The 21,417-nt window shown below is 31.4% G+C and carries 15 protein-coding genes and 3 pseudogenes; 12 read left to right on the top strand and 6 right to left on the bottom strand.

Annotated elements, in window-relative coordinates:
* Positions 1-67: 67 nt before the first annotated feature.
* From J3R86_RS02310 to J3R86_RS02325, 4 genes are all read left to right on the top strand, one after another.
* Positions 68-1,702, top strand: coding sequence for a ribulokinase (locus J3R86_RS02310; RefSeq protein WP_207517877.1), 1,635 nt, complete (start codon positions 68-70; stop codon positions 1,700-1,702).
* Positions 1,703-2,536: 834 nt separating this feature from the next.
* Positions 2,537-3,496: an L-threonine 3-dehydrogenase gene (locus tag J3R86_RS02315; RefSeq protein ID WP_207517878.1), complete on the top strand. Its 960-nt coding sequence runs from the start codon at positions 2,537-2,539 to the stop codon at positions 3,494-3,496.
* Positions 3,497-4,077: 581 nt separating this feature from the next.
* Positions 4,078-5,154, top strand: a complete 1,077-nt coding sequence (locus tag J3R86_RS02320; RefSeq protein WP_207517879.1) for a branched-chain amino acid aminotransferase — start codon at positions 4,078-4,080, stop codon at positions 5,152-5,154.
* A 153-nt stretch (positions 5,155-5,307) separates the two neighbouring features.
* Positions 5,308-5,991 carry an HAD family hydrolase gene (locus J3R86_RS02325; protein ID WP_207517880.1) on the top strand — a complete coding sequence of 228 codons (684 nt, stop codon included), beginning with the start codon at positions 5,308-5,310 and terminating at the stop codon, positions 5,989-5,991.
* Positions 5,992-6,534: 543 nt separating this feature from the next.
* On the opposite strand, the gene J3R86_RS02330 is transcribed toward J3R86_RS02325, so the two are convergent.
* Both J3R86_RS02330 and J3R86_RS02335 read right to left on the bottom strand, forming a co-directional pair.
* On the bottom strand, positions 6,535-7,200 hold the full coding sequence (locus J3R86_RS02330) for a deoxynucleoside kinase (RefSeq protein ID WP_207517881.1): 666 nt from the start codon (positions 7,198-7,200) through the stop codon (positions 6,535-6,537).
* On the bottom strand, positions 7,193-7,810 hold the full coding sequence (locus J3R86_RS02335) for a deoxynucleoside kinase (RefSeq protein WP_207517882.1): 618 nt from the start codon (positions 7,808-7,810) through the stop codon (positions 7,193-7,195). Before J3R86_RS02335 ends, J3R86_RS02330 begins: the two co-directional genes overlap by 8 nt.
* A 66-nt stretch (positions 7,811-7,876) precedes the next feature.
* Here J3R86_RS02335 and tadA point away from each other — a divergent pair, with 66 nt between their 5' ends.
* The 4 genes from tadA (at position 7,877) to sdgB (ending at position 11,614) form a co-directional block, all read left to right on the top strand.
* Complete coding sequence (tadA, locus tag J3R86_RS02340; RefSeq protein ID WP_207517883.1) at positions 7,877-8,347, top strand: tRNA adenosine(34) deaminase TadA; 471 nt, start codon at positions 7,877-7,879, stop codon at positions 8,345-8,347.
* A gap of 114 nt (positions 8,348-8,461) precedes the next feature.
* On the top strand, positions 8,462-9,331 hold the full coding sequence (locus J3R86_RS02345) for a Cof-type HAD-IIB family hydrolase (RefSeq protein WP_207517884.1): 870 nt from the start codon (positions 8,462-8,464) through the stop codon (positions 9,329-9,331).
* A 23-nt stretch (positions 9,332-9,354) separates the two neighbouring features.
* Complete coding sequence (locus J3R86_RS02350) at positions 9,355-9,921, top strand: NADPH-dependent FMN reductase (RefSeq protein WP_207517885.1); 567 nt, start codon at positions 9,355-9,357, stop codon at positions 9,919-9,921.
* A gap of 193 nt (positions 9,922-10,114) precedes the next feature.
* Entirely contained in the window at positions 10,115-11,614 is a 1,500-nt protein-coding gene (gene sdgB / locus J3R86_RS02355) for a serine-aspartate repeat adhesin O-glycosyltransferase SdgB (protein ID WP_207517886.1), read from the top strand.
* A gap of 84 nt (positions 11,615-11,698) precedes the next feature.
* Here sdgB and sdgA read toward each other — a convergent pair whose 3' ends face one another.
* Complete coding sequence (gene sdgA / locus J3R86_RS02360; RefSeq protein ID WP_207517887.1) at positions 11,699-13,162, bottom strand: serine-aspartate repeat adhesin O-glycosyltransferase SdgA; 1,464 nt, start codon at positions 13,160-13,162, stop codon at positions 11,699-11,701.
* Positions 13,163-13,646: 484 nt separating this feature from the next.
* On the opposite strand from sdgA, the pseudogene J3R86_RS12300 reads away from it, so the two are divergent.
* The 3 pseudogenes from J3R86_RS12300 to J3R86_RS02370 form a co-directional block, all read left to right on the top strand.
* Positions 13,647-14,897, top strand: a pseudogene (locus tag J3R86_RS12300) (Ig-like domain-containing protein); the annotation flags it as partial.
* Between the two features lie 828 nt (positions 14,898-15,725).
* Positions 15,726-16,349: pseudogene (locus J3R86_RS12305) on the top strand (LPXTG cell wall anchor domain-containing protein); the annotation flags it as partial.
* Between the two features lie 124 nt (positions 16,350-16,473).
* Positions 16,474-18,095, top strand: a pseudogene (locus J3R86_RS02370) (poly(glycerol-phosphate) alpha-glucosyltransferase).
* Positions 18,096-18,378: 283 nt separating this feature from the next.
* On the opposite strand, the gene folE2 reads toward J3R86_RS02370, so the two are convergent.
* Genes folE2 through J3R86_RS02385 form a run of 3 tightly spaced genes read right to left on the bottom strand, consistent with a single transcriptional unit; the run spans position 18,379 to position 20,312 of the window.
* Entirely contained in the window at positions 18,379-19,257 is an 879-nt protein-coding gene (gene folE2, locus J3R86_RS02375; RefSeq protein ID WP_207517889.1) for a GTP cyclohydrolase FolE2, read from the bottom strand.
* Between the two features lie 13 nt (positions 19,258-19,270).
* Positions 19,271-19,936, bottom strand: coding sequence for a bacillithiol biosynthesis deacetylase BshB2 (bshB2, locus tag J3R86_RS02380; protein ID WP_207517890.1), 666 nt, complete (start codon positions 19,934-19,936; stop codon positions 19,271-19,273).
* Between the two features lie 13 nt (positions 19,937-19,949).
* A complete protein-coding gene (locus J3R86_RS02385; protein ID WP_162096496.1) occupies positions 19,950-20,312 on the bottom strand; it encodes a YojF family protein in 363 nt (120 codons plus the stop codon).
* A 268-nt stretch (positions 20,313-20,580) separates the two neighbouring features.
* Between J3R86_RS02385 and nagB the strand changes: the two genes are divergently transcribed.
* The gene (gene nagB / locus J3R86_RS02390; protein ID WP_207517891.1) at positions 20,581-21,330 is read left to right on the top strand and encodes a glucosamine-6-phosphate deaminase; all 750 of its coding nucleotides are present in this window, start codon (positions 20,581-20,583) and stop codon (positions 21,328-21,330) included.
* The last annotated feature ends 87 nt before the right edge of the window (positions 21,331-21,417 follow it).

Below are 21,417 nucleotides of genomic sequence, written 5' to 3' on the forward strand. Positions count from 1 at the left end.
TTATGCTTATTATTTAAGAAAACGCTTTCTAACAATAAAAAGTGGTTTACTTAATGGGGGTATTATAATGACTTATAGTATAGGAATTGATTTTGGCACTGGTTCAGGTCGTGCTTTTTTAATAGATACAGATAATGGACAAGTAGTAGCAAAATATATTAAGCCTTATACACACGGCACTATAGAACGTTCTTTACATGGAAAGAAGATGCCGCATTCATTTGCATTACAAAACGGAAATGACTATATGGAAGTGATTGAAGAAGGTATTCCTAATATCATGGAACAAGCTCAAGTTGCTCCAGAAGAAGTTGTAGGTATTGGAATTGATTTTACGTCATCAACAGTTATTTTTACAGATGATCAATTGACACCAATTCATAATTTACCTGGATTTGAAGATAATCCACATGCCTATGTTAAATTATGGAAACATCATGGTGCGCATAAAGAAGCAGATTTATTATTTCAAACTGCATTAGCAAATAAAAATCGTTGGTTAGGTTATTATGGATATAATGTAAGTAGTGAGTGGATGATTCCAAAAATTATGGAAGTCATGAATCAAGCTCCAGAAGTTATGGAAGTAACTGATAATATTATGGAAGCAGGAGACTGGATAGTTAATAAGCTAACAGGGGATAATGTCCGCTCTAACTGTGGATTAGGTTTTAAATCATTTTGGGAAGAAGAAGCTGGATTCCACTATGATTTATTCGATAAAGTAGATAAAAATTTATCACAAGTAGTTAGAGATAAAGTAGATGCACCTATTGTAAAAATTGGTGAAACTGTAGGAACACTTGACCCTGCAATGGCAGAAAAATTAGGATTATCTCCAAATACTAAAGTGAGTCCATTTATTATAGACGCACATTCAAGTTTATTAGGTATTGGTTCAGAGCAAGATAAACAAATGACCATGGTCATTGGTACAAGTACATGTCATTTAATGTTAAATGAACAACAACACGAAGTACCTGGGATTTCTGGTTCAGTAAAAGGTGCAATAATCCCAGAATTATATGCTTATGAAGCAGGACAATCCGCAGTTGGTGATTTATTTGAATATGTTGTCAAACAGACACCTAAAGAATATATGGATGAAGCAGAACAACAAGGAATTTCAATTTTTGAATTGTTGAATAATAAAGTAAAAGATCAATTACCAGGTGAAAGTGGCTTGATTGCTTTAGATTGGCATAATGGTAACAGAAGTGTTTTAAGTGATAGTAATTTAACTGGATGTTTATTTGGTTTAACATTACAAACTAAACATGAAGAAATTTATCGTGCTTATTTAGAAGCAACGGCATTTGGTACTAAGATGATTATGCAACAATATCAAAGTTGGAATATGGATGTAGAAACGGTCTTTGCTTGTGGTGGTATTCCTAAAAAGAATCCATTAATGATGGACATTTATGCTAATGTTTTAAATAAAAAAGTAACTGTCATTGATAGTGAATTTGCTCCAGCGATTGGGGCAGCAATTTTAGGTGCTGTTTGCGGTGGTGCACATCAATCATTAAATGAAGCTATCAATGCCATGAAAGAACCTGTGCTATATGAAATTATCCCAGAAGAACAAAAAGTTAAACGTTATAAAAAATTATTTAGCGCTTATAAAGAATTACATGATATTCACGGTTATAAAAAAGCTAGAATTATGCGTAACGTTAATAAATTAAAAGAAAGTTAAAATGACATAATTAATTACAGCACACCTGCCAGATATTAAAGATTGGCGGGTGTGTTGTCGTCTTAAGTTATTATATTTAAGTCAATGGTTGAGTAAACAATTTTTTAGAAAGTTATATTTGCATGACAACATTGGGAGTGGGACAGAAATAAATTTTATATAAAATTTATTTCGTAGATGCCCGTCTTGCACATTTAAAGCTACTTAGATTTTAATCTTTAGTAGCTTTTATGCAATTGTTGCGTTAGCAACCAATTGTAATCCCTATATTTCTCTATGACGGGTCCCTCCCACCCCCGGCAAGACTGACTAGGTTTTCAAAATGGTGATTTATCAACGCTTTGAACACCAGACAGTTACTGCCAAATGCTTAAATTTAAGTGTGAAATACGTTTTGTCCCAGGCTCGACATAAATATATGTCAACAATAATTAACATATATTTATAGTAAGAACTGAGGATAGAAATAGCGTGTTAATCATATTTTGGTTGTTATTTATAACAATCGGTATTACTCCTAATTAAGACACTTATTTATTCATTGATAGCTATATACGTTGTTTGTTAGTTAAGATAAACAGTATTTTTGATTTTAATATCAAATATTATGGCTAAGAACACTACATCATTATATGTGACTAAGTGAAATTAATGATAATAGTAATTTATAAACTTTAGCTAACATAAGGCAGTTTTTACATTTTTTATGACTAACAGATGTATTCACGGAGTATACAAGTAAGCGCTTTTATATTATAATGAAGACGAAAAAGAATAATATGTGCACATCAAAAGGACATATGTTTTTCAAAAGAGACAAAGGAGATAATTTCTATGAAAAAAATTATGATTACAGGTGCATTGGGACAAATTGGGACTGAATTGGTAGTTAAATGCAGAGAAATTTATGGGACAGATAATGTATTGGCTACAGATATTAGAGAGCCTGAAGCAGATTCTCCAGTACAGGATGGGCCATTTGAAATTTTAGATGTTACAGATCGAGATCATATGTTTGAATTAATTGAAAATTTTGGTGCAGATAGCTTAATGCATATGGCTGCACTTTTGTCTGCTACAGCAGAAAAAAATCCACTTCTGGCATGGGATTTGAATATGGGTGGATTAATGAATGCATTAGAAGCGGCTAGAACCTATCATCTACATTTCTTCACGCCAAGTTCAATTGGCGCATTTGGAGATTCTACACCTAAAGTAAACACACCACAAGTGACTATTCAACAACCAACAACTATGTATGGAGTAAACAAAGTTGCAGGAGAATTACTATGTCAATATTACTTTAATAAATTTGGTGTAGATACTAGAAGCGTGAGATTCCCTGGTTTGATTTCGCACGTTAAGGAACCTGGTGGAGGTACTACTGATTATGCCGTTGAAATTTTCTTTGATGCGGTGAGAAAAGGTCATTATACAAGCTTTATTGATAAAGGGACATATATGGATATGATGTATATGGACGATGCCATTGATGCTATTATCAAATTAATGGAAGCTGATGGAGCAAAATTAGAAACAAGAAATGGCTATAATTTAAGTGCGATGAGTTTTGATCCAGAGATGGTAACAGCTGCTATTCAAGAACATTATCCAGAATTTACAATCGATTATGAAGTTGACCCAGTGCGTCAAAGTATTGCCAATAGTTGGCCTGACTCCATTGATACAAGTTGTTCACGTGGTGAATGGGGATTTAATCCTAAATATGATTTAGAAGGTATGACAAAATTAATGTTAGATGCTATTGAACAAAAAGAAGCTATTACAAAATAATTAGCCAATATATTAAAAATAATTCATAAATAAAGGATAAGATAAACAGCCAAAGTAATATGTACTTTGGTTGTTTGACGTTTAATGAAATTACTTTAGTTGATAACTAACATAAATAGGATAATAGTACCCTAAAAAGGAGTGGTACAGAAAGGAGTGGGGCAGAAATAAATTTATTTCGTATATGCCCGTCTTGCACATTTAAAGCTACTTAGATTTTAATCTTTAGAAGCTTTTATGCAATTGTTGCGTTAGCAACCAATTGTAATCCCTATATTTTTCTATGACGGGTCCCTCCCTCCCCGGCAAGGCTGACTAGGTTTGTAAAACGTACACTTATCAATATTAAAAAAACAGACAGTCACTGCTAAACACGTTAAATTAAGTGTGAAATGTTTTTTATTTCAGGTTCATCGGAAACATACTACTTGTCAACAAGAAAAAAGGACATATATACTAAAATGTATGTCAAAATGGTAATTAATTTTGAATTTTTAGAAAATTAATTGCTAAGTAATTTCACGATTGCTATAATTTAAATTAAATTATTTGAACAATATTATTATTAGGAGGCAATAATCATGTCACAAAATGTTAAAGTTGAACAACGTCAATCATTAAAAGAAAAACCTGATACATCTAGTCTAGGTTTCGGTAAATATTTTACAGATTACATGTTGAGTTACGATTATGATGCAGATAAAGGATGGCATGATTTGAAGATTGTACCTTATGGGCCAATAGAAGTATCTCCAGCCGCACAAGGTATTCATTATGGTCAATCAGTATTTGAAGGGTTAAAAGCCTATAAACGTAACGGAGAAGTCGTGTTATTCCGTCCTGAAGAGAACTTTAAACGTATTAACAATTCATTAGCACGTTTAGAAATGCCACAAGTTGATGAAGCGACATTACTCGAAGGGTTAAAACAATTAGTAGATTTAGAAAGAGACTGGGTACCTGAAGGTGAAGGTCAATCTTTATACATTAGACCGTTTGTGTTCGCAACAGCTGGTGAATTAGGCGTAGGTGCATCTCATCAATATAAATTATTAATTATTTTATCGCCATCAGGTACATATTATGGTGGAGACACTTTAAAACCAACTAAAATTTATGTAGAAGATGAATATGTTCGTGCAGTAAGAGGTGGCGTAGGATTTGCTAAAGTAGCAGGTAACTATGCTGCAAGTTTATTAGCACAAACAAATGCTAATAATTTGGGATATGACCAAGTATTATGGCTAGATGGTGTTGAACAAAAGTATGTTGAAGAAGTAGGAAGTATGAATATCTTCTTTGTTGAAAATGGTAAAGTAGTAACACCTGAATTAAATGGAAGTATTTTACCTGGTATTACACGTAAATCAATTATCGAATTAGCGAAAGATTTAGGCTATGAAGTTGAAGAACGTCGCGTTTCAATTGATGAATTATTCGAAGCCTATGATAAAGGTGAATTAACAGAGGTATTTGGAAGTGGTACTGCTGCTGTTATCTCACCAGTAGGAACATTACGTTATGAAGATAGAGAAATTGTTATCAATAATAATGAAACTGGTGAAGTTACACAAAAACTATATGACGTCTATACTGGAATCCAAAATGGAACATTAGATGATAAATATGGCTGGAGAGTAGTCGTACCTAATTATTAATATTTATGAATTAATGAGCTACAAATGTTGGTATATAGCATTTTGTAGCTTGTTTATTTTTATTAATTTAGCATAGTCATTTCTTATATTTGTATGACGTACCTAATTATAATACGATTAAATAGAAAAAGAGACATAGGAGTATAGATATCAATGGAATGGATTTTATTTGATAAGGACGGGACGTTAATAGAGTTTGATCATAGTTGGGAAAAAATAGGCGTAAGATTTGTTGAACAATTATTAGAAACATTTCCAGTTTATGATAAAGAAGCAGCACTTAGACAGTTAGGCGTAATTAATAACAAAATAAATCCACAATCAGTGATGGGGTCAGGCTCGTTAACACAAATTATAGAAGCTTTTAATGATGTAACACATAGTGATACTACTGATTGGGCTAAATCAACAAGTCAAAAATTAGTCGATAACAGAGAACCAGAAATTAATTGGGTTCAAGGTGTTAAGGACGCTATATTAAATTTGAAGCAACAAGGCTATAAAGTAGGTATTGTGACAAGTGATACTAAAAAAGGTGTAGATCAATTTTTAGAGTATACGAATAGTGAAAATTTATTTGACTTAATCATTTCAACAGAAGCTCATGCCTATGAAAAACCTGATGCTAGAGTGTTAGCACCTCTATTTGAACATTATCAAGTTGAACCACAACAAGTTGCAATAGTTGGTGATACCAATAATGATATGCAAACAGCAGTTAATGCGAAACTTGGTCTTGCAGTTGGTGTATTAACAGGTATAGCAACAAGAGAAGAATTAGACCAAGCAGATGTAATCATTGATAGTGCCAAAGACATTTTGGATGTTATTAAATAAATTATAGCTATGAATTAATAAATTATCATAGCGTCATTTATTAATTCTTCCTAATCAAATCAAAACTAAAGTCCCATTAATGTTAAGCTCATACGAAACACTAATGGGACTTATATTGGTTCTCTAACAAATCGGATTGATACATAATTAAATTTTCAAGCCTCGCTATGCTCAACCTTGCCCGTCTTGCACATTAAAGTAAAAATTTTATTTTCAAAATTTTTCTATGACGGGTCCCTGCATTGCATGAAAAAACTGGATAACCAGTTTTTCTGTGTTAGGTCCCTTCCTAGGGTGCTGTCTCAGCCTGTAGTCTTCGACTAGCACTGCTCCCTCAGGAGTCTCGGCTTCAAATTAATTTTCGTTTTAAATTATTCATTTTTATTTATCAGTCTTAAAAAATAGAGAACCCTTATATTATAGGTATTAAATAAATAACAATACTGACTAAGGTATAAAATTGTGTTTTCTTTGTCTAAAAATTAGCGTAATATACCCTCTTTATACGCACATCATTAATTATTTTTACGAATTATCAAGTTGTTATTGTCGCTGATCAATAGCACGGTGCGTATTAATAATATAGGCAATTTTATCAATGATAGGATCTAAAGAATCTGGGTTAGTATGAATATCATAGTCATTGATATTCACTCTAACTACTGGACACGCATTAAATTGATTAATCCAATCATCATAACGTTTAAACAATTTTTTCCAGTAATCTGGATCAGTATTAATTTCCATTTCACGTCCACGTTCTTTAATACGTTTAATGACTTCATCATAATCACATTCTAAATAGATAAGGACATCAGGTTTTGGAAAATAAGGTGTCATGACCATAGCATTAAATAAATCGGAATACGTTTGGAAATCTTCTTCTGTCATCGTACCTTGTTCCTCGTGCATTTTAGCAAAAATGTCAACATCTTCATAGATAGAACGATCTTGTATAAATCCACCGCCATATTCAAACATACGTTTTTGTTCTTTAAAACGTTCTGCTAAAAAATAAATTTGTAAGTGAAAACTCCATCGCTGAAAGTCATTATAAAACTTGTCTAAATAAGGATTATGATCAACATTTTCGAAAGAAGTTTTGAAATTAAGTTTGTCTGCAAGTGCCTGTGTTAAAGTAGATTTACCAACACCTACAGTACCTGCTATCGTAATAATTGCATTTTGAGGTATATCAAAATTAGTCATGAGTTATATCTCCTATCATTGGTTGAATTAGTTGTAAGATATACTGATAATCTTCAGCATTTTGTATAAAATCGAGATGGCTTGTATCAATTAACACAACATGTTCACCATTATTTTTTAATGATTCATAGTATTCACGATAATCTTTTTTGAGTGCTAATAAATAATCATCTTCAATTTGATGTTCAAAAGAACGATTACGTTTAGCGATTCTAGATTTTAAAATGTCCAAATCTGCATCTAAAAAGATAATCATATTCGGCATAATCATATCTTCAGTTAAAATATCGTATATTTTACTAAATTTATGATATTCAGTAGGATTAAGTGTATTTTTAGCGAATATTTTATTTTTATGAATATGATAATCGCTCACGACACCTTGATTGAGTTCAGCAACATCCTTAAATTGCTTATATCTATTACATAAAAAGAACATTTCTGTTTGAAAACTCCATTTTGAAATATCTTCATAAAAATCTGATAAAAATGGATTCTCACCAATAATTTCTTTTTCTTCAAAAAAGTCGAGTGTCTGGCTTAATTTATGTGCTAATGACGATTTGCCAACACCAATAGGTCCTTCAATTGCTATAAAAGGTTTATTCATATTCACAACTCCAAATGTTAAAATAGACAATGAGTATTGTAACATAAGTGAGGGATATGAACATAAATGACAACTGATGAATATTTTATGACATTAGCACTACAAGAAGCTCAAAAGGCAGAACGAATAGGTGAAGTACCTATAGGTGCAATTATTACTAAAGATGGTGAAGTTATTGCCAGAGCACATAATTTAAGAGAAACATTACAACAGCCAACTGCACATGCTGAACATCTTGCTATAGAACAGGCAGCAAAGGTGATTGGTAGTTGGCGATTAGAAGCGTGTACATTGTATGTCACTTTAGAACCATGTGTCATGTGTGCAGGTGCAATTGTCATGAGTCGTATCCCACGAGTTGTCTATGGTGCGGATGACCCGAAAGGCGGTTGTAGTGGCAGTTTAATGAATTTATTACAATATAATGATTTTAACCATCGTGCCATTGTTGACAAAGGTATACTGCAAGATAATTGTAGTCAATTATTAACAAACTTTTTTAAACAACTGAGACATAATAAGAAATCCACCAAGTAGAGGATAGTACATCAATGCCAAGTTTTGGTAAAATAAGCAATATAACAATATATAATATAAATTTTGATAATGATATTTTGTAATGAAACAATATAGATAGAAAGAGGGAACAACATGATTAAATTAATAGCAACAGATATGGATGGTACATTGCTGAATGCAGCACATGAAATATCGCAAACTAATATAGATGCCATAAAATATGCACAACAGCAAGGTATTACAGTAGTTATCGCTACTGGTAGAGCATTTTATGAAGCACAAACACCAGTGGCAGATACTGATTTAATCGTGCCATATATCTGTTTGAATGGTGCGGAAGTACGCGATGAAACCTTTAATGTGATGAGTACGTCTCATTTAAATAAAGAACTCGTACATAAAATTACTAACGTTTTAAATGATGCAGGAATATATTATCAAGTATATACTAACCGTGCTATTTATACAGAAAATCCACAACGAGATTTAGATATCTATATTGATATTGCAGAACGTGCTGGTCAACATGCTAACGTTGATAAAATTAAAAATGGTATTCAACGACGCATTGATAATGGCACTTTAAAAGTAGTAGATAATTATTCAGCGATCGAAGACATTCCTGGAGAATTAATCATGAAAATATTAGCTTTTGATGGAGATTTAGACAAAATTGACCAAGCAGGTCAAACATTAGCAGCGTCTCCTAATTTAGCTATTTCGTCATCATCACGAGGTAACTTAGAAATTACACACTCAGATGCACAAAAAGGAATAGCATTGGAAACTATTGCTGAACGATTAGGCATTAGTATGGAAGATGTTATGGCTGTAGGGGATAACTTAAATGATGTATCAATGTTAGAGCGTGTAGGACATCCAGTCGCGATGGCCAATGCAACAGATAAAGTAAAAGAAGTGGCACAATTTGTTACAGATAGTAATGAAAATAGTGGTGTTGGTAAAGCCATAATGAAATTATTAAAAGAGGATAACAACTAATTTTTTAATTGAGGGGTTAAATAATGAAAGGATTAATTATTATAGGTAGTGCACAAACAAATTCACATACAAGTGCATTAGGAAGATATCTTATTGAACATTTTAAAAGTCATGATATAGATGTAGACATCTTTGATTTAGCACAAAAACCATTAAATCAATTAGATTTTTCAGGTACAACACCTTCGATAGATCAAATTAAACAACATGCAGCTGAGTTAGAATCAAAAGCTATGGAAGCAGACTTTTTAGTTTTAGGAACACCAAATTATCATGGCTCATACTCAGGAATACTAAAAAATGCGTTAGACCATTTAAATATGGATTATTTTAAGATGAAACCAGTAGGCTTAATTGGTAATAGCGGTGGTATCGTTAGTGCCGAACCATTATCTCATTTAAGAGTCATTGTCCGTAGTTTATTAGGTATAGCAGTGCCTACTCAAATAGCAACTCATGATTCAGATTATGCTAAAGATGATGATGGCAACTATTATTTAAATGATAGCGAGTTCCAGCTGCGTGCAAGACTTTTTGTAGATCAAATTGTATCATTCGCACATAACAGTCCATATGAACATTTAAAATAATAAAAAAAGAAGTAGTCCAATTTTTAGGATTACTTCTTTTTTATTATTAAAAATTTTTAGTTATTGAACGATAGCAGAAGTAGTTAAATTACTTTGACTTAAAAAACTTTATTAAATTTCAAAAAGATATAATTATTCAAAATTTTATCATATGTTATACTTATAACAAAAATTCGATAAAGTGGTGTATGGTATGTATTATTTTGTAGTGAATAATTTAGGAAAAAGTATTACAGGTATTGAAAAAGCGGTCATCAATCGTCTGTCTTTATTTAAAGCAATAGGTCAACCAGCGAAGTGTGTTTTTTTAGCGTGGAATAGATTTCAAGCACGCCATGCAAGTAAATTTTTAGCATCTGATGAATATATTAATATGTATGATTATCTACAAGAGGCGCATTATATTAACAATACAGTGAACACAAACTGGATAAAATATTGGCAAGAAGAATGTCAGTATACGTTAAAATTTGTAGACAACAGTAATGATATTCGTATATATGACAAAGATACATTTATTATGTATGTGCATTTTTTAGATAGCGGTTTACAAGTTTTAGATTACATTAATCACTTTGATAGTCATCGTAAGAAAATTCGTAGAGATTTTTATGATGTTAGAGGCTTTTTAAGCTGTTCAAGATTTCTAGAAAATAGTCAAACTACATTATGTGAATTTTATTATTCACCACAAGGTAGCATTAAATTGGAAAAGTACTTTACACAACATGAAGATAAACAACAATTAAAGAAAATAATATATCATAGTGGTAATGATGATTATTTCTTTAACAATGATACTGAACTAGGCGCCTACTTTATTGAACAGCTATATCACAAAGGTGATGTCTTCTTTAGCGATAAAAATATCTATACAGCGCCAATATTTAATTTAACAGATCGTCGTATTCCAGTTGTTGGTGTGTTACATAGTACTCATATTAAAAATATAGATCAACTGGAAACGTCGCGTTATAAAAATGTGTATAAAGCATTATTCGACAATTTAGATCGTTATGCAGCAGTCGTTGTATCTACTAAAGCACAAAAAGTGGATGTCACAAACCGTATCCAACATGATATTCCAATCATTAATATACCTGTAGGCTACAGTGAAGCGGTTGACTTTGACTTTAATCAACCAAGTCTAGATCCTATTAAATTAATATCGGTCGCTCGTTATTCGCCAGAAAAGCAATTACATCAACAAATCGAATTAATCAAAAAACTTAAACCATTTTACCCTAATATTCAATTACATATGTATGGTTTTGGTTCAGAACATGATAAATTAAAGTCTTTAATTGCCGAGTATTATTTAGAGCAAAATATTTTGTTACGAGGTTTCTTACCTAACTTAGAAAATGAGTATCGACAAGCTTATGCTAGTTTAATCACAAGTAATATGGAGGGCTTTTCACTAGCGTTACTTGAATCATTGTCATATGGTGTTCCTACAATTAGTTATGACATTAAATATGGTCCTAGTGAACTTATAGATAATCATATTAATGGTGTCTTGGTACCTAAAAATGATGAAGAACAATTTTTTAGCAGTGTGAAATATTTATTAGATAATCCAAGTTTACAAAGATATTATTCAGAAGAAAGTTTGATAAAAGCAAGCACATATTCTAAAGATTTGATATGCAATACGTGGGATAATTTCTTACGTATGTTACCGTCAAAATAACTAAAATAAAGCATTTTTCTATGCATTAACCATTTAAAAGGTTAATTAATTAGAAAAATGCTTTTTATATTACAATGAAAAGTATTATATAATTGTTTGCCATTTCTCAGCTATAACATGATCGTAAAAGCGTTCAGCTGTTTGTAAACTATTTAAGGAGAATTGAGTTAATTTCTGACGATCACTTAATAACATATCTATCTTGTCAACTAAGCTATTTATATCATTTGGTTTAATAAGAAAACCGTTATAATCTGATTCTATTATTTCAGCAGGACCGTATTTAATATCGTAACTTATGACTGGCGTACCAACGGCAATGGATTCTAAAATAACTAAACCAAATCCTTCCATAATACTTGTAAAAATCATCATATCAGCAGTTGCTATTTCATGCTTTATGTTTGTTGAAAAGTCATGAATTGTAATATTGGATGATAGGTTATTGTCGACGATCAATTGTTGGTATTCTTTAGCGCCACTACCGTGACCAAATATATCTAATTTTAGCGAAGGATATTTAGTAACTAACTGCTTTACTGCTTCTATTTGATGTTTGATTTGCTTACCAGGTACTAATCTAGCTACTGAAATCAATCTATTGTTTATTTTTTTATCGAAGTCAATGTCATGTTTGACTGAACTAGCAGAACCAGGAGGAATAACATGAACAGGAATCTGTTGATTAATATAATCAACGACATCTAATTGCTGTTGAATCGTTGACACAACAATAGCTTGATATCTATCTAAGTTACTGAATATAGGTTTGTAATAACTTTTAATTTGATCAACACCGACAATATGAGTACTATGTAACACAGCGATGACAGGTATTGTTGGGAGTTGGTTAATGATTTGACCTAATTCATGAGGTCTATCTAAGATAAATTGATCACCATGTTGATAAAGACATTGATAAAAATAAATGATTAATTCACTTTCATTATTAAAATAATGAGTAGAATTTGAATCATATAATATTATTTTTGTTAATTCATTGTTATTGTCATTTAAATTAAAATATTTTTGAATTTTTAAGTCGCCATGAGGAGAGAAATAATTTTCTAATACGACTCGTTGATGATCTCCAAGTATGCGTGAACAACTTAAAAAACCTCTACAATCATACATGTCACGTTTAATCTTTTTATTATTAATATCAAAATAATTGATGTAGTTAAGCTTATTATAATGTCTATCAAAAAAATGTGCATACATCGTAAACATGCCATTATGATAGATTCTGACATCATTTGAATTTGGAACAAATTTTAGTTCATAACGACATTCATCTTTCCAAAATTGTATCCAGTTTTTAGCAATAGACATCTTTTCATTCATACTTTGTTGGAAATAATCATACATAGTAAAAACATCATCTTCGACATTAAATTTTTCAGCGTTAGCGTATAGATACGGATTCCAACTAGTGTAAATACAAGTTGCTGGCATATTAAATTGTTTGAATAGTTGCAATCTATTGAGTTGTGCTTTTTCTACTCCTGTAATTTTACCTTCCAGAATAGTCCCTAAAAAATAATTCATTTTAACCTCCATATATTGAGTTTAAATATCTGCAATAACAACTTAAAATTTAGACTCATTTTCTTAATATAACAATACTTCTATTGATATAAGATGTCCAATAAATTTAGATATTTGAAATAATTACATTTTATATATTATTAAATTAATTCAATGGTGCATTCAATTATTCAATGAAAAATTTAGTCAATCGAATTGAAAGTAATTATAGAAATAACTTTAAACAATTTAAAATAATTAGATAAAAAAATAATAGTAAAGAAAATATTTATATAAACTTAACCATTTATTGTTTTACCGAAATAAAGATAAAAATATAAATGAATAGTTTTAATCAATTGAACTTCATTTAAAAATGTACTATTATATAGACATATATTTATATGTAATTGGAATGGTTATTTCAATAATAGTATTTGGAGTACTTGTTTCAGTATATGTAAGTGGAATAGTTATTTTAAATATTTTAAAAGGAGAATTTTTTATGAGGGATAAAAACAAATTAACTCAAAAAAGTTTCGTAACAAATCGGTTGAATAAATTTTCGATAAGGAAATACACAATAGGGACTGCATCAATATTAGTAGGAACAACTTTACTTTTTGGACTTGGGAACCAGGAAGCACAAGCTGCTGAAAACAATGCTAATAATAAAGAAACGAGTGCAGCTAATTCAAATAAAGATAAGCAAGATAGCGAAGTCAATCATTCAGAAGTAGAATTACATAATGATATCGACAATAAAGATATGAACAAAGATAATGTACAAAATGATAAAGAAACACAATCTGAAAACACGCTTGCAGACAAACAACAGGATACGACAAATAATACTGTTGATAATGCTAAACAGGAAAGTGAAAGTAATACGACATCTGACAAAGCACAGAGTAATAATAATAAACTAGTTAATAAACAACTTGAGGATACGTCATCACCAAGTGAACAAGGAACAGCTGATAAAATAGAGAACAATAAACAATCAACATCACAGGATGAAAAAGAACAGTCAACAGAAGCTACATATCAACCTCCTAAAGAAAATACGAATATTAGTATTCCACACATAGAACATAGTAATCAATTATCACAACCTCAAGAAAATACTCAATCAACAACAGAAGAAAAGACTAATGTAGAAAATATTCCATCACAAGTTGAGCCAACTACAGCAGAAAATAATCAAGTCTTAGATGCCAATCATGATGACAGTAATGTAACAATGACTAAAGAAGAATTGGAAAAAGATCCTAGTAAACTTAATGATTTAATTAGACATTATAATGACAAACAAAATTCTGAAGAAACACAAGCTACTCCGCCAACTAGTGTCGCTCCAAAACGTCTAACACCAATAATGAGATTGGCAGCAGTACAAGTAGGTACAGATGTTACTAATCAAATTGATTTTAATAAAACTGACATTCATTTTGATAGCGATGAAATTAGACCCATTAACGCAGAAAGTTATAACTTAAATGTGTCATTTGATACTGTTAATGCTGTTAATCCTGGAGATTATTTCAAATTTAAAGGTTCTGACAATACGATTAATGATGATTTAAATCATCATAATACTGATGCGCCTGACATCGTTGACAAAGAAGGTAGCGTTATTGCTAATGGTATTTATAATCCAACGACTAGAGAATATAAATATACTTTTACAGATTATGTAAGTAATAAAAAGAATATTCAAGGTACTCTTGGTTTAGCACAATATATTAACAGAGATGTAGTAAGAAATGATGCTGATAATGAAAAAATTACATATACATTTGGAGATGAACAAGTTAGTAAAACCGAAGACGTTGTTTATGATAACGAGTATGCTGAAAAAGCTTATAGTAATATTGGCTCAGCGTATACACATTACAATCAAGATACACAGGATTATGAACAAACGATTTATGTCAATCCTCTAAATAAATATATACCTGATGCTATTGTTGATGTTAGGGGATATAAAACTTCTAATGGAGATAGTTCAGCACAAATTAATAAGGACTCACAAATTAAAATATACATACTTAAAAATGGTGCTAAGTTAAATGCAAGTTATTTCAATGATGATAACGATTTAATTGATGTTACAGACCAATTTGATATTACAAACACTGATAATAAAGTCTCTATTGAATTTGGTGATATTGATGAAGATTCATATATTATTAAAGTAAATTCCAAAGAAAATGATCGAATCAAAAAGGATTTAATCCAGTCCGTGACAATGAGTGCCGATGATGGAAACTATTATGATAGTGTATACTACTATAATTTTATTAAAGTAACTGATAATACTGCTGAGGGTGGAGGAGAAGATATAGACAGCGATTCAGATTCCGATAGCGACTCAGACTCAGACAGTGATTCCGACTCAGATAGCGACTCAGACTCAGATAGTGACTCAGACTCAGATAGCGATTCAGATTCCGATAGTGACTCAGACGCAGACAGTGATTCTGACTCAGATAGTGACTCAGATTCCGATAGCGACTCAGACTCAGACAGCGATTCCGATTCAGATAGTGACTCAGACTCAGACAGTGACTCAGATTCAGATAGCGACTCAGATTCAGATAGTGATTCCGACTCAGATAGCGATTCAGACTCAGATAGCGACTCCGATTCCGATAGCGATTCTGACTCAGATAGTGACTCCGACTCAGACAGTGATTCCGATTCAGATAGTGATTCAGATTCAGATAGTGATTCAGACTCAGATAGCGACTCCGATTCCGATAGCGATTCTGACTCAGATAGTGACTCCGACTCAGACAGTGATTCCGATTCAGATAGCGATTCAGATTCAGACAGTGATTCTGATTCAGATAGCGACACAGACTCAGACAGTGACTCCGATTCAGATAGCGATTCCGACTCAGACAGTGACTCAGACTCAGATAGCGATTCAGATTCAGACAGCGACTCCGATTCAGATAGTGACTCCGATTCAGATAGCGATTCCGACTCAGACAGTGATTCCGACTCTGACCATCATGAAGGAACACCAGAACATGGTCATGACGTTGGACATGGAGAACCTAAACATGAAGAGGGTAAAGCATTACCAGAAACTGGTAATGATGATACTACTTCTAATAACGGAACATTATTCGGTGGTTTACTCGCAGCATTAGGTTCATTATTCTTACTTGGAAGACGAAAAAACAAAGAAAATAAATAATAAACTATCAAACCAGGTCAAATGACCTGGTTTTATTAAAATACATAATAATGTAAGTATTTTTAAATTATAAATATAGGATGTATAATATTATTAAATATTTATCAATTCCCGGAGGTAACAAATGAGTATAGAAACAAAAGTCAGACACCTCGTTAATACGATTCAGCAACAAGAAGGCATTAAAGATTATAGCTTTTTAAGTTTAGGCAAAAAAATATTAAAGCAGTAGTTAAACTATTAAAAAATCCTAAGAGATTAGAGAGAGACATTATTAAGCAATGTCAAAATTTCAAAAAGAAAACTGGGGAATACCCTGAGTGGATTAAAGTCGATATTGTAACTGAAGTACTAGAAACTAGTTTTATGGATATTCATCAACAATTAGTGGAAACTAGAAGAAATTATATTGATTTTGGTATTGCTTTTGATCAATTTTGGAATTTGACATTCTTGTCAGAAGAAATTAATGCAAATGCATTTATCATTCCAGATAGAGAAACAAATCAATTATATTTGTCAGAGCGTAATATCAATAATTATCTGCGAAAGTACACTAATCATAGTAAGGCATTTGCAATAGATTTTTATCAAAATAAAAAAGTATATCAGTTCTATACGAAAGGTTATATTTTAGATCAAGATCAAATTTATGAATTGGATAGTAAAGGCTTAACAAAAGGATTAAGACATGTAGATAATCTATCACAAGAAATAGATAAAATGATTGGTTCAAGTGTTGATGTATTAGAACATATGGGACAGGAAAATGGCAGATTTATTTATGGCTATTTTGGTCACTTTGATAAAGAAATTAATTTTTATAATATTTTGAGGCATTCATCATCAACGTATGCATTGATTGAAGGTTTGACTTATCTTGATAAAGACTTGACACAAGCAACCAAAGCTATCGATTATATCATAGATAATTATCTTTATGATACAGGTGAAGTAGGTTATATTTTTGATGATACAGAAGATGCTAATGAAATTAAGTTAGGTCAAAATGCTTCATTTATATTTGCAGTTTGTGAATATTTGAAAGTTGATCCAGACAATACCAAATATATAATAGCAGCTCAAAAAGTTGCTCATGGAATTTTATCAATGATAAATTCTGACACATATAAAACAACGCATGTTCTTAATTATCCTGATTTGACAGTGAAAGAAGACTTTAGAATCGTTTATTATGATGGTGAAGCAGCTTTAGCGCTACTAAGATTGTATCAAATTGATCAAAATCCATTATGGTTAAACACTACTAAAAATTTATTTAGTTACTTCATAGAGCATGATTATTGGAAATATCATGATCATTGGCTTGGTTATTGTTCTAATGAGCTCGTACAACTTGAACCTAAAGATGAATATGTCATTTTTGGTATTAAAAATGTTAATACGTATTTAGACTTTATTAAGACAAGAGAACTAACATATCCAACATTCTTTGAAATGTTAATGGCATCCTATCGATTAGTTCAAAAAGCTAAAGAGACTGGACGACAACATTTAGTTGATGAATTAATAGATGAACAACAATTAATAGATATTATACAATTAAGAGCTAATTATCAACGTGTTGGTTATTATTATCCAGAAGTCGCTATGTATTTCAAAAATCCTGCTAGATTGTTAGGTGGTTTCTTTATGAAACATCATGCATATCGTATGAGAATAGATGATTTAGAACATTATATTTCTGGCTATGTACAATATCAAAAAGCTTTTAAGAATGAGTAACACAAATTAGTCATAAAATTAACAGTTATAACTAACTTTGTAATTTCTAATATTCATAATTTAAAAATCGGACTAATAGAAAATAATTTAAGATTTTCTATTAGTCCGATTTATTATAGAGTGAAAAAGGGTGTGGAACAGAAGATTTCACACTTAAATTCAAACATTTGGCAGTAACTGTCTGGTTTGTAAAATGTTGATAAATCAACGTTTTACAAACTTAGTCAGTCTTGCGGAGGTAGGTTTACGAAATAAATTTTATTTCGTAATCCCACTCCCTAAACTATTTTCTATATTTAAGTCGTGCAAACGCATCGTGCTGGTGGATAGATTCTTCATTACGACACTCAATGTCGAAACCATCAATCCAATCAAATTCTACTAAGTCAGCAGCAATCAAACGGATTAAATCCTCGACGAATCTTGGGTTCTCATAAGCACGTTCAGTCACACGCTTTTCATCAGGTCTTTTTAAAATTGGATATAACATAGAACTAGCGTTGGCTTCCATAGCGTCTAATACTTTGTTTTTATAGTCATCAACAATATTTTGTTCTTTATCAATATACACTTTTACTGTAACAACACCACGTTGATTGTGAGCAGAATATTCACTAATTTCTTTAGAACATGGACATAAAGTCGTCACGGTTGCTTGTATAGTTAATTCTTTACGAGTAATACGATCTCCTTCAATGGCTAAACCGTATGATACATCAGCGTTACCTACAGATTTAATATGTGTTACAGGACTAAAGCGATCAAAGAACCATTTACCTGAAACATCTACACCAGCTGCGTTTTGCTTCATATTATGTTGTAATGTACGCAACAATTGGTAAAGCGTATTAAATTCTAACTCGATACCATTATCATAGTGCTTTTCAACGCTTTCAATAATACGACTCATATTAATACCTTTTTCGTTTTTATTCAAACTAGTTGAAAAACTGAAATTACCAGCTGTTTGATATTGATCAATTAAAACTGGATAAGTTAAATTTTTAATACCAACTTCTTCGATTTCAAACAAAAAATTCTTATGTGTGCTTTGTAAATCAGTCATTTCGTCTTTAGTTGTTGGCTTAGTACCTTGAATAGGATCTACGGAACCAAAGTGTTTCCAACGACCTTCTCGTGTTGATAAATCAAATTCAGTCATCGTTTACCTCCGATTAAGATTTAAAGTGATATGTCCAAAATGGCTCTACAGATAAGAAACTATGCTGTTGTCCGTTAAATTCTGGACTTGCTAATTGTTTTAAGAATGTTCCAGTTTGTGACGCATGAGCTTCAAAAGCCTTAATTTTCATATCTTTATATTGTGAAATATCATTTTGAATATCTGGTTCACCTAAGTGTTCAGCGGCATCATTACTAAATGCAACAAGTGTCAATCTTGGACGTTCTTCTTGTGGCATACGTTCTACAGTACGTATAACTGCATCAGCTGTTGCTTCATGATCAGGATGAACGGCATAACCAGGATAAAATGAAATGATTAATGATGGATTAGTCTCTTCAATTAAAGATTTTACCATATTATCTATATAGTCATGTGGTTCGAATTCAACAGTTTTATCTCGCATACCCATTTTTCTTAGGTCAGTTATACCTATAACTTTGCATGCATCCTCAAGTTCTTTTTCGCGAACTTCAGGTAATGACTCACGCGTAGCAAAAGGTGGATTTCCTAAATTTCTTCCCATTTGTCCAAGTGTTAGGCAAGCGTAAGTCACAGGGACACCTTGATTAATATAGTTTGCAATTGTACCTGCAGATGAGAAGGTTTCATCATCAGGATGTGGGAAAATTACTAATACATGTCTTTCTTCAGTCATGTTGATGCCTCCTCTATAAATTGAATGGTCGTTCACTGATTTCTAATGTTGCAGCAAGTTGACCTTCATAATTGAATCCTGCAATTAAAAATTCATTGTTATGATTTACTTCATAATGTGTTAGGCCTTGAACATATACCCAGCCACCATTAGTTAGTTTAAGGCCGATACGATAGGGGTCTTTATTACCACCTTTTAATTGTGCATGTTCAAATGTCACTTGAATATTTCTTAAAAAAGTTCCGGCATTAAAAACACGTTGGTCAAAATGATTAGCATATGCACCATTTGTTGTTTCAACATGAAGATAAACTGGTTTATTTTCATAAGAAGTTAATAAATTTAACACTTCTTGTTCTTGTATTGGTTCCAACACGTTCACTCCTTACACCTTCAATGTGTTTATCTATCTATTTTACTAAAAAGTATTCAATAATTGTACACGATTGCTCATATATTTAGAAAATAATTTAAATGAAACAATTATTTTTTTAGTAGTAGCTACTATGTATACTTTGAATAACGATAAACAACTTAGCATAAAAGCTAAAAACGTGTTTAATCAAATTTTTGATGATATATTGTTGTAGTATGAATAAACGTTAAAAATAGTATTATAGGATTGTTGTTTGGGAGGCAATTAAATGAAAGTAATTAATATGGGAACGAAAGCACAAGCATCATTTTATGTAGCTTGTGAATTATATAAAGAAATGGCATTCAAAGCTAAATGCAATCTCGGTTTAGCTACTGGTGGTACAATGACAGATTTATATCAACAACTGTCACAATTATTAAATGATAATCACTTAAATGTTAATCACGTTACAACATTTAATTTAGATGAATATATTGGTTTAGCTAAAGATCATAATCAAAGTTATCACTATTATATGAATAAAGTTCTATTTGAAAATTATCCTCACTTTAAGGAAGAACAAATTTTTATTCCTAATGGTGTTGCACAAAATGAACAACGAGAAGCCAAGCAATATGAACAATTATTAAAGCAAAGTGGTCCTAGAGATATACAAATTTTAGGTATTGGTGAAAATGGACATATTGGTTTTAATGAACCTGGCACTGCTTTTGATAGTCAAACAGGTATAGTTAATTTGTCTAAAAGTACCATCGAAGCAAATAGTCGATATTTTGACCATCCAGATGATGTGCCTAGACAAGCAATTTCAATGGGTTTATCTTCAATTTTACAAGCTAAAAGAATCATATTATTAGCATTTGGTGCTAAGAAAAAACAAGCTATTAGCAATATGTTGAACTTAGATCCAACAACTGATGTGCCAGCAACTATTTTGCAAACACATCCTAATGTTGAAATTTATTTAGATACAGAGGCTACACCAGACCATTTGTTAAATAAGACAGTAAAGTAATTTAAAAGCATCATGTTTAATGAAGAAACGTCTCGGGAATGAGTGTTATTAGTAAGAAAAACGCTTTTCTGGAAGGATGATTTTTTC

The sequence above is a fragment of the Staphylococcus simiae genome (assembly GCF_017357005.1).
In the GTDB taxonomy this organism is placed as follows: Bacteria; Bacillota; Bacilli; order Staphylococcales; family Staphylococcaceae; genus Staphylococcus; species Staphylococcus simiae_A.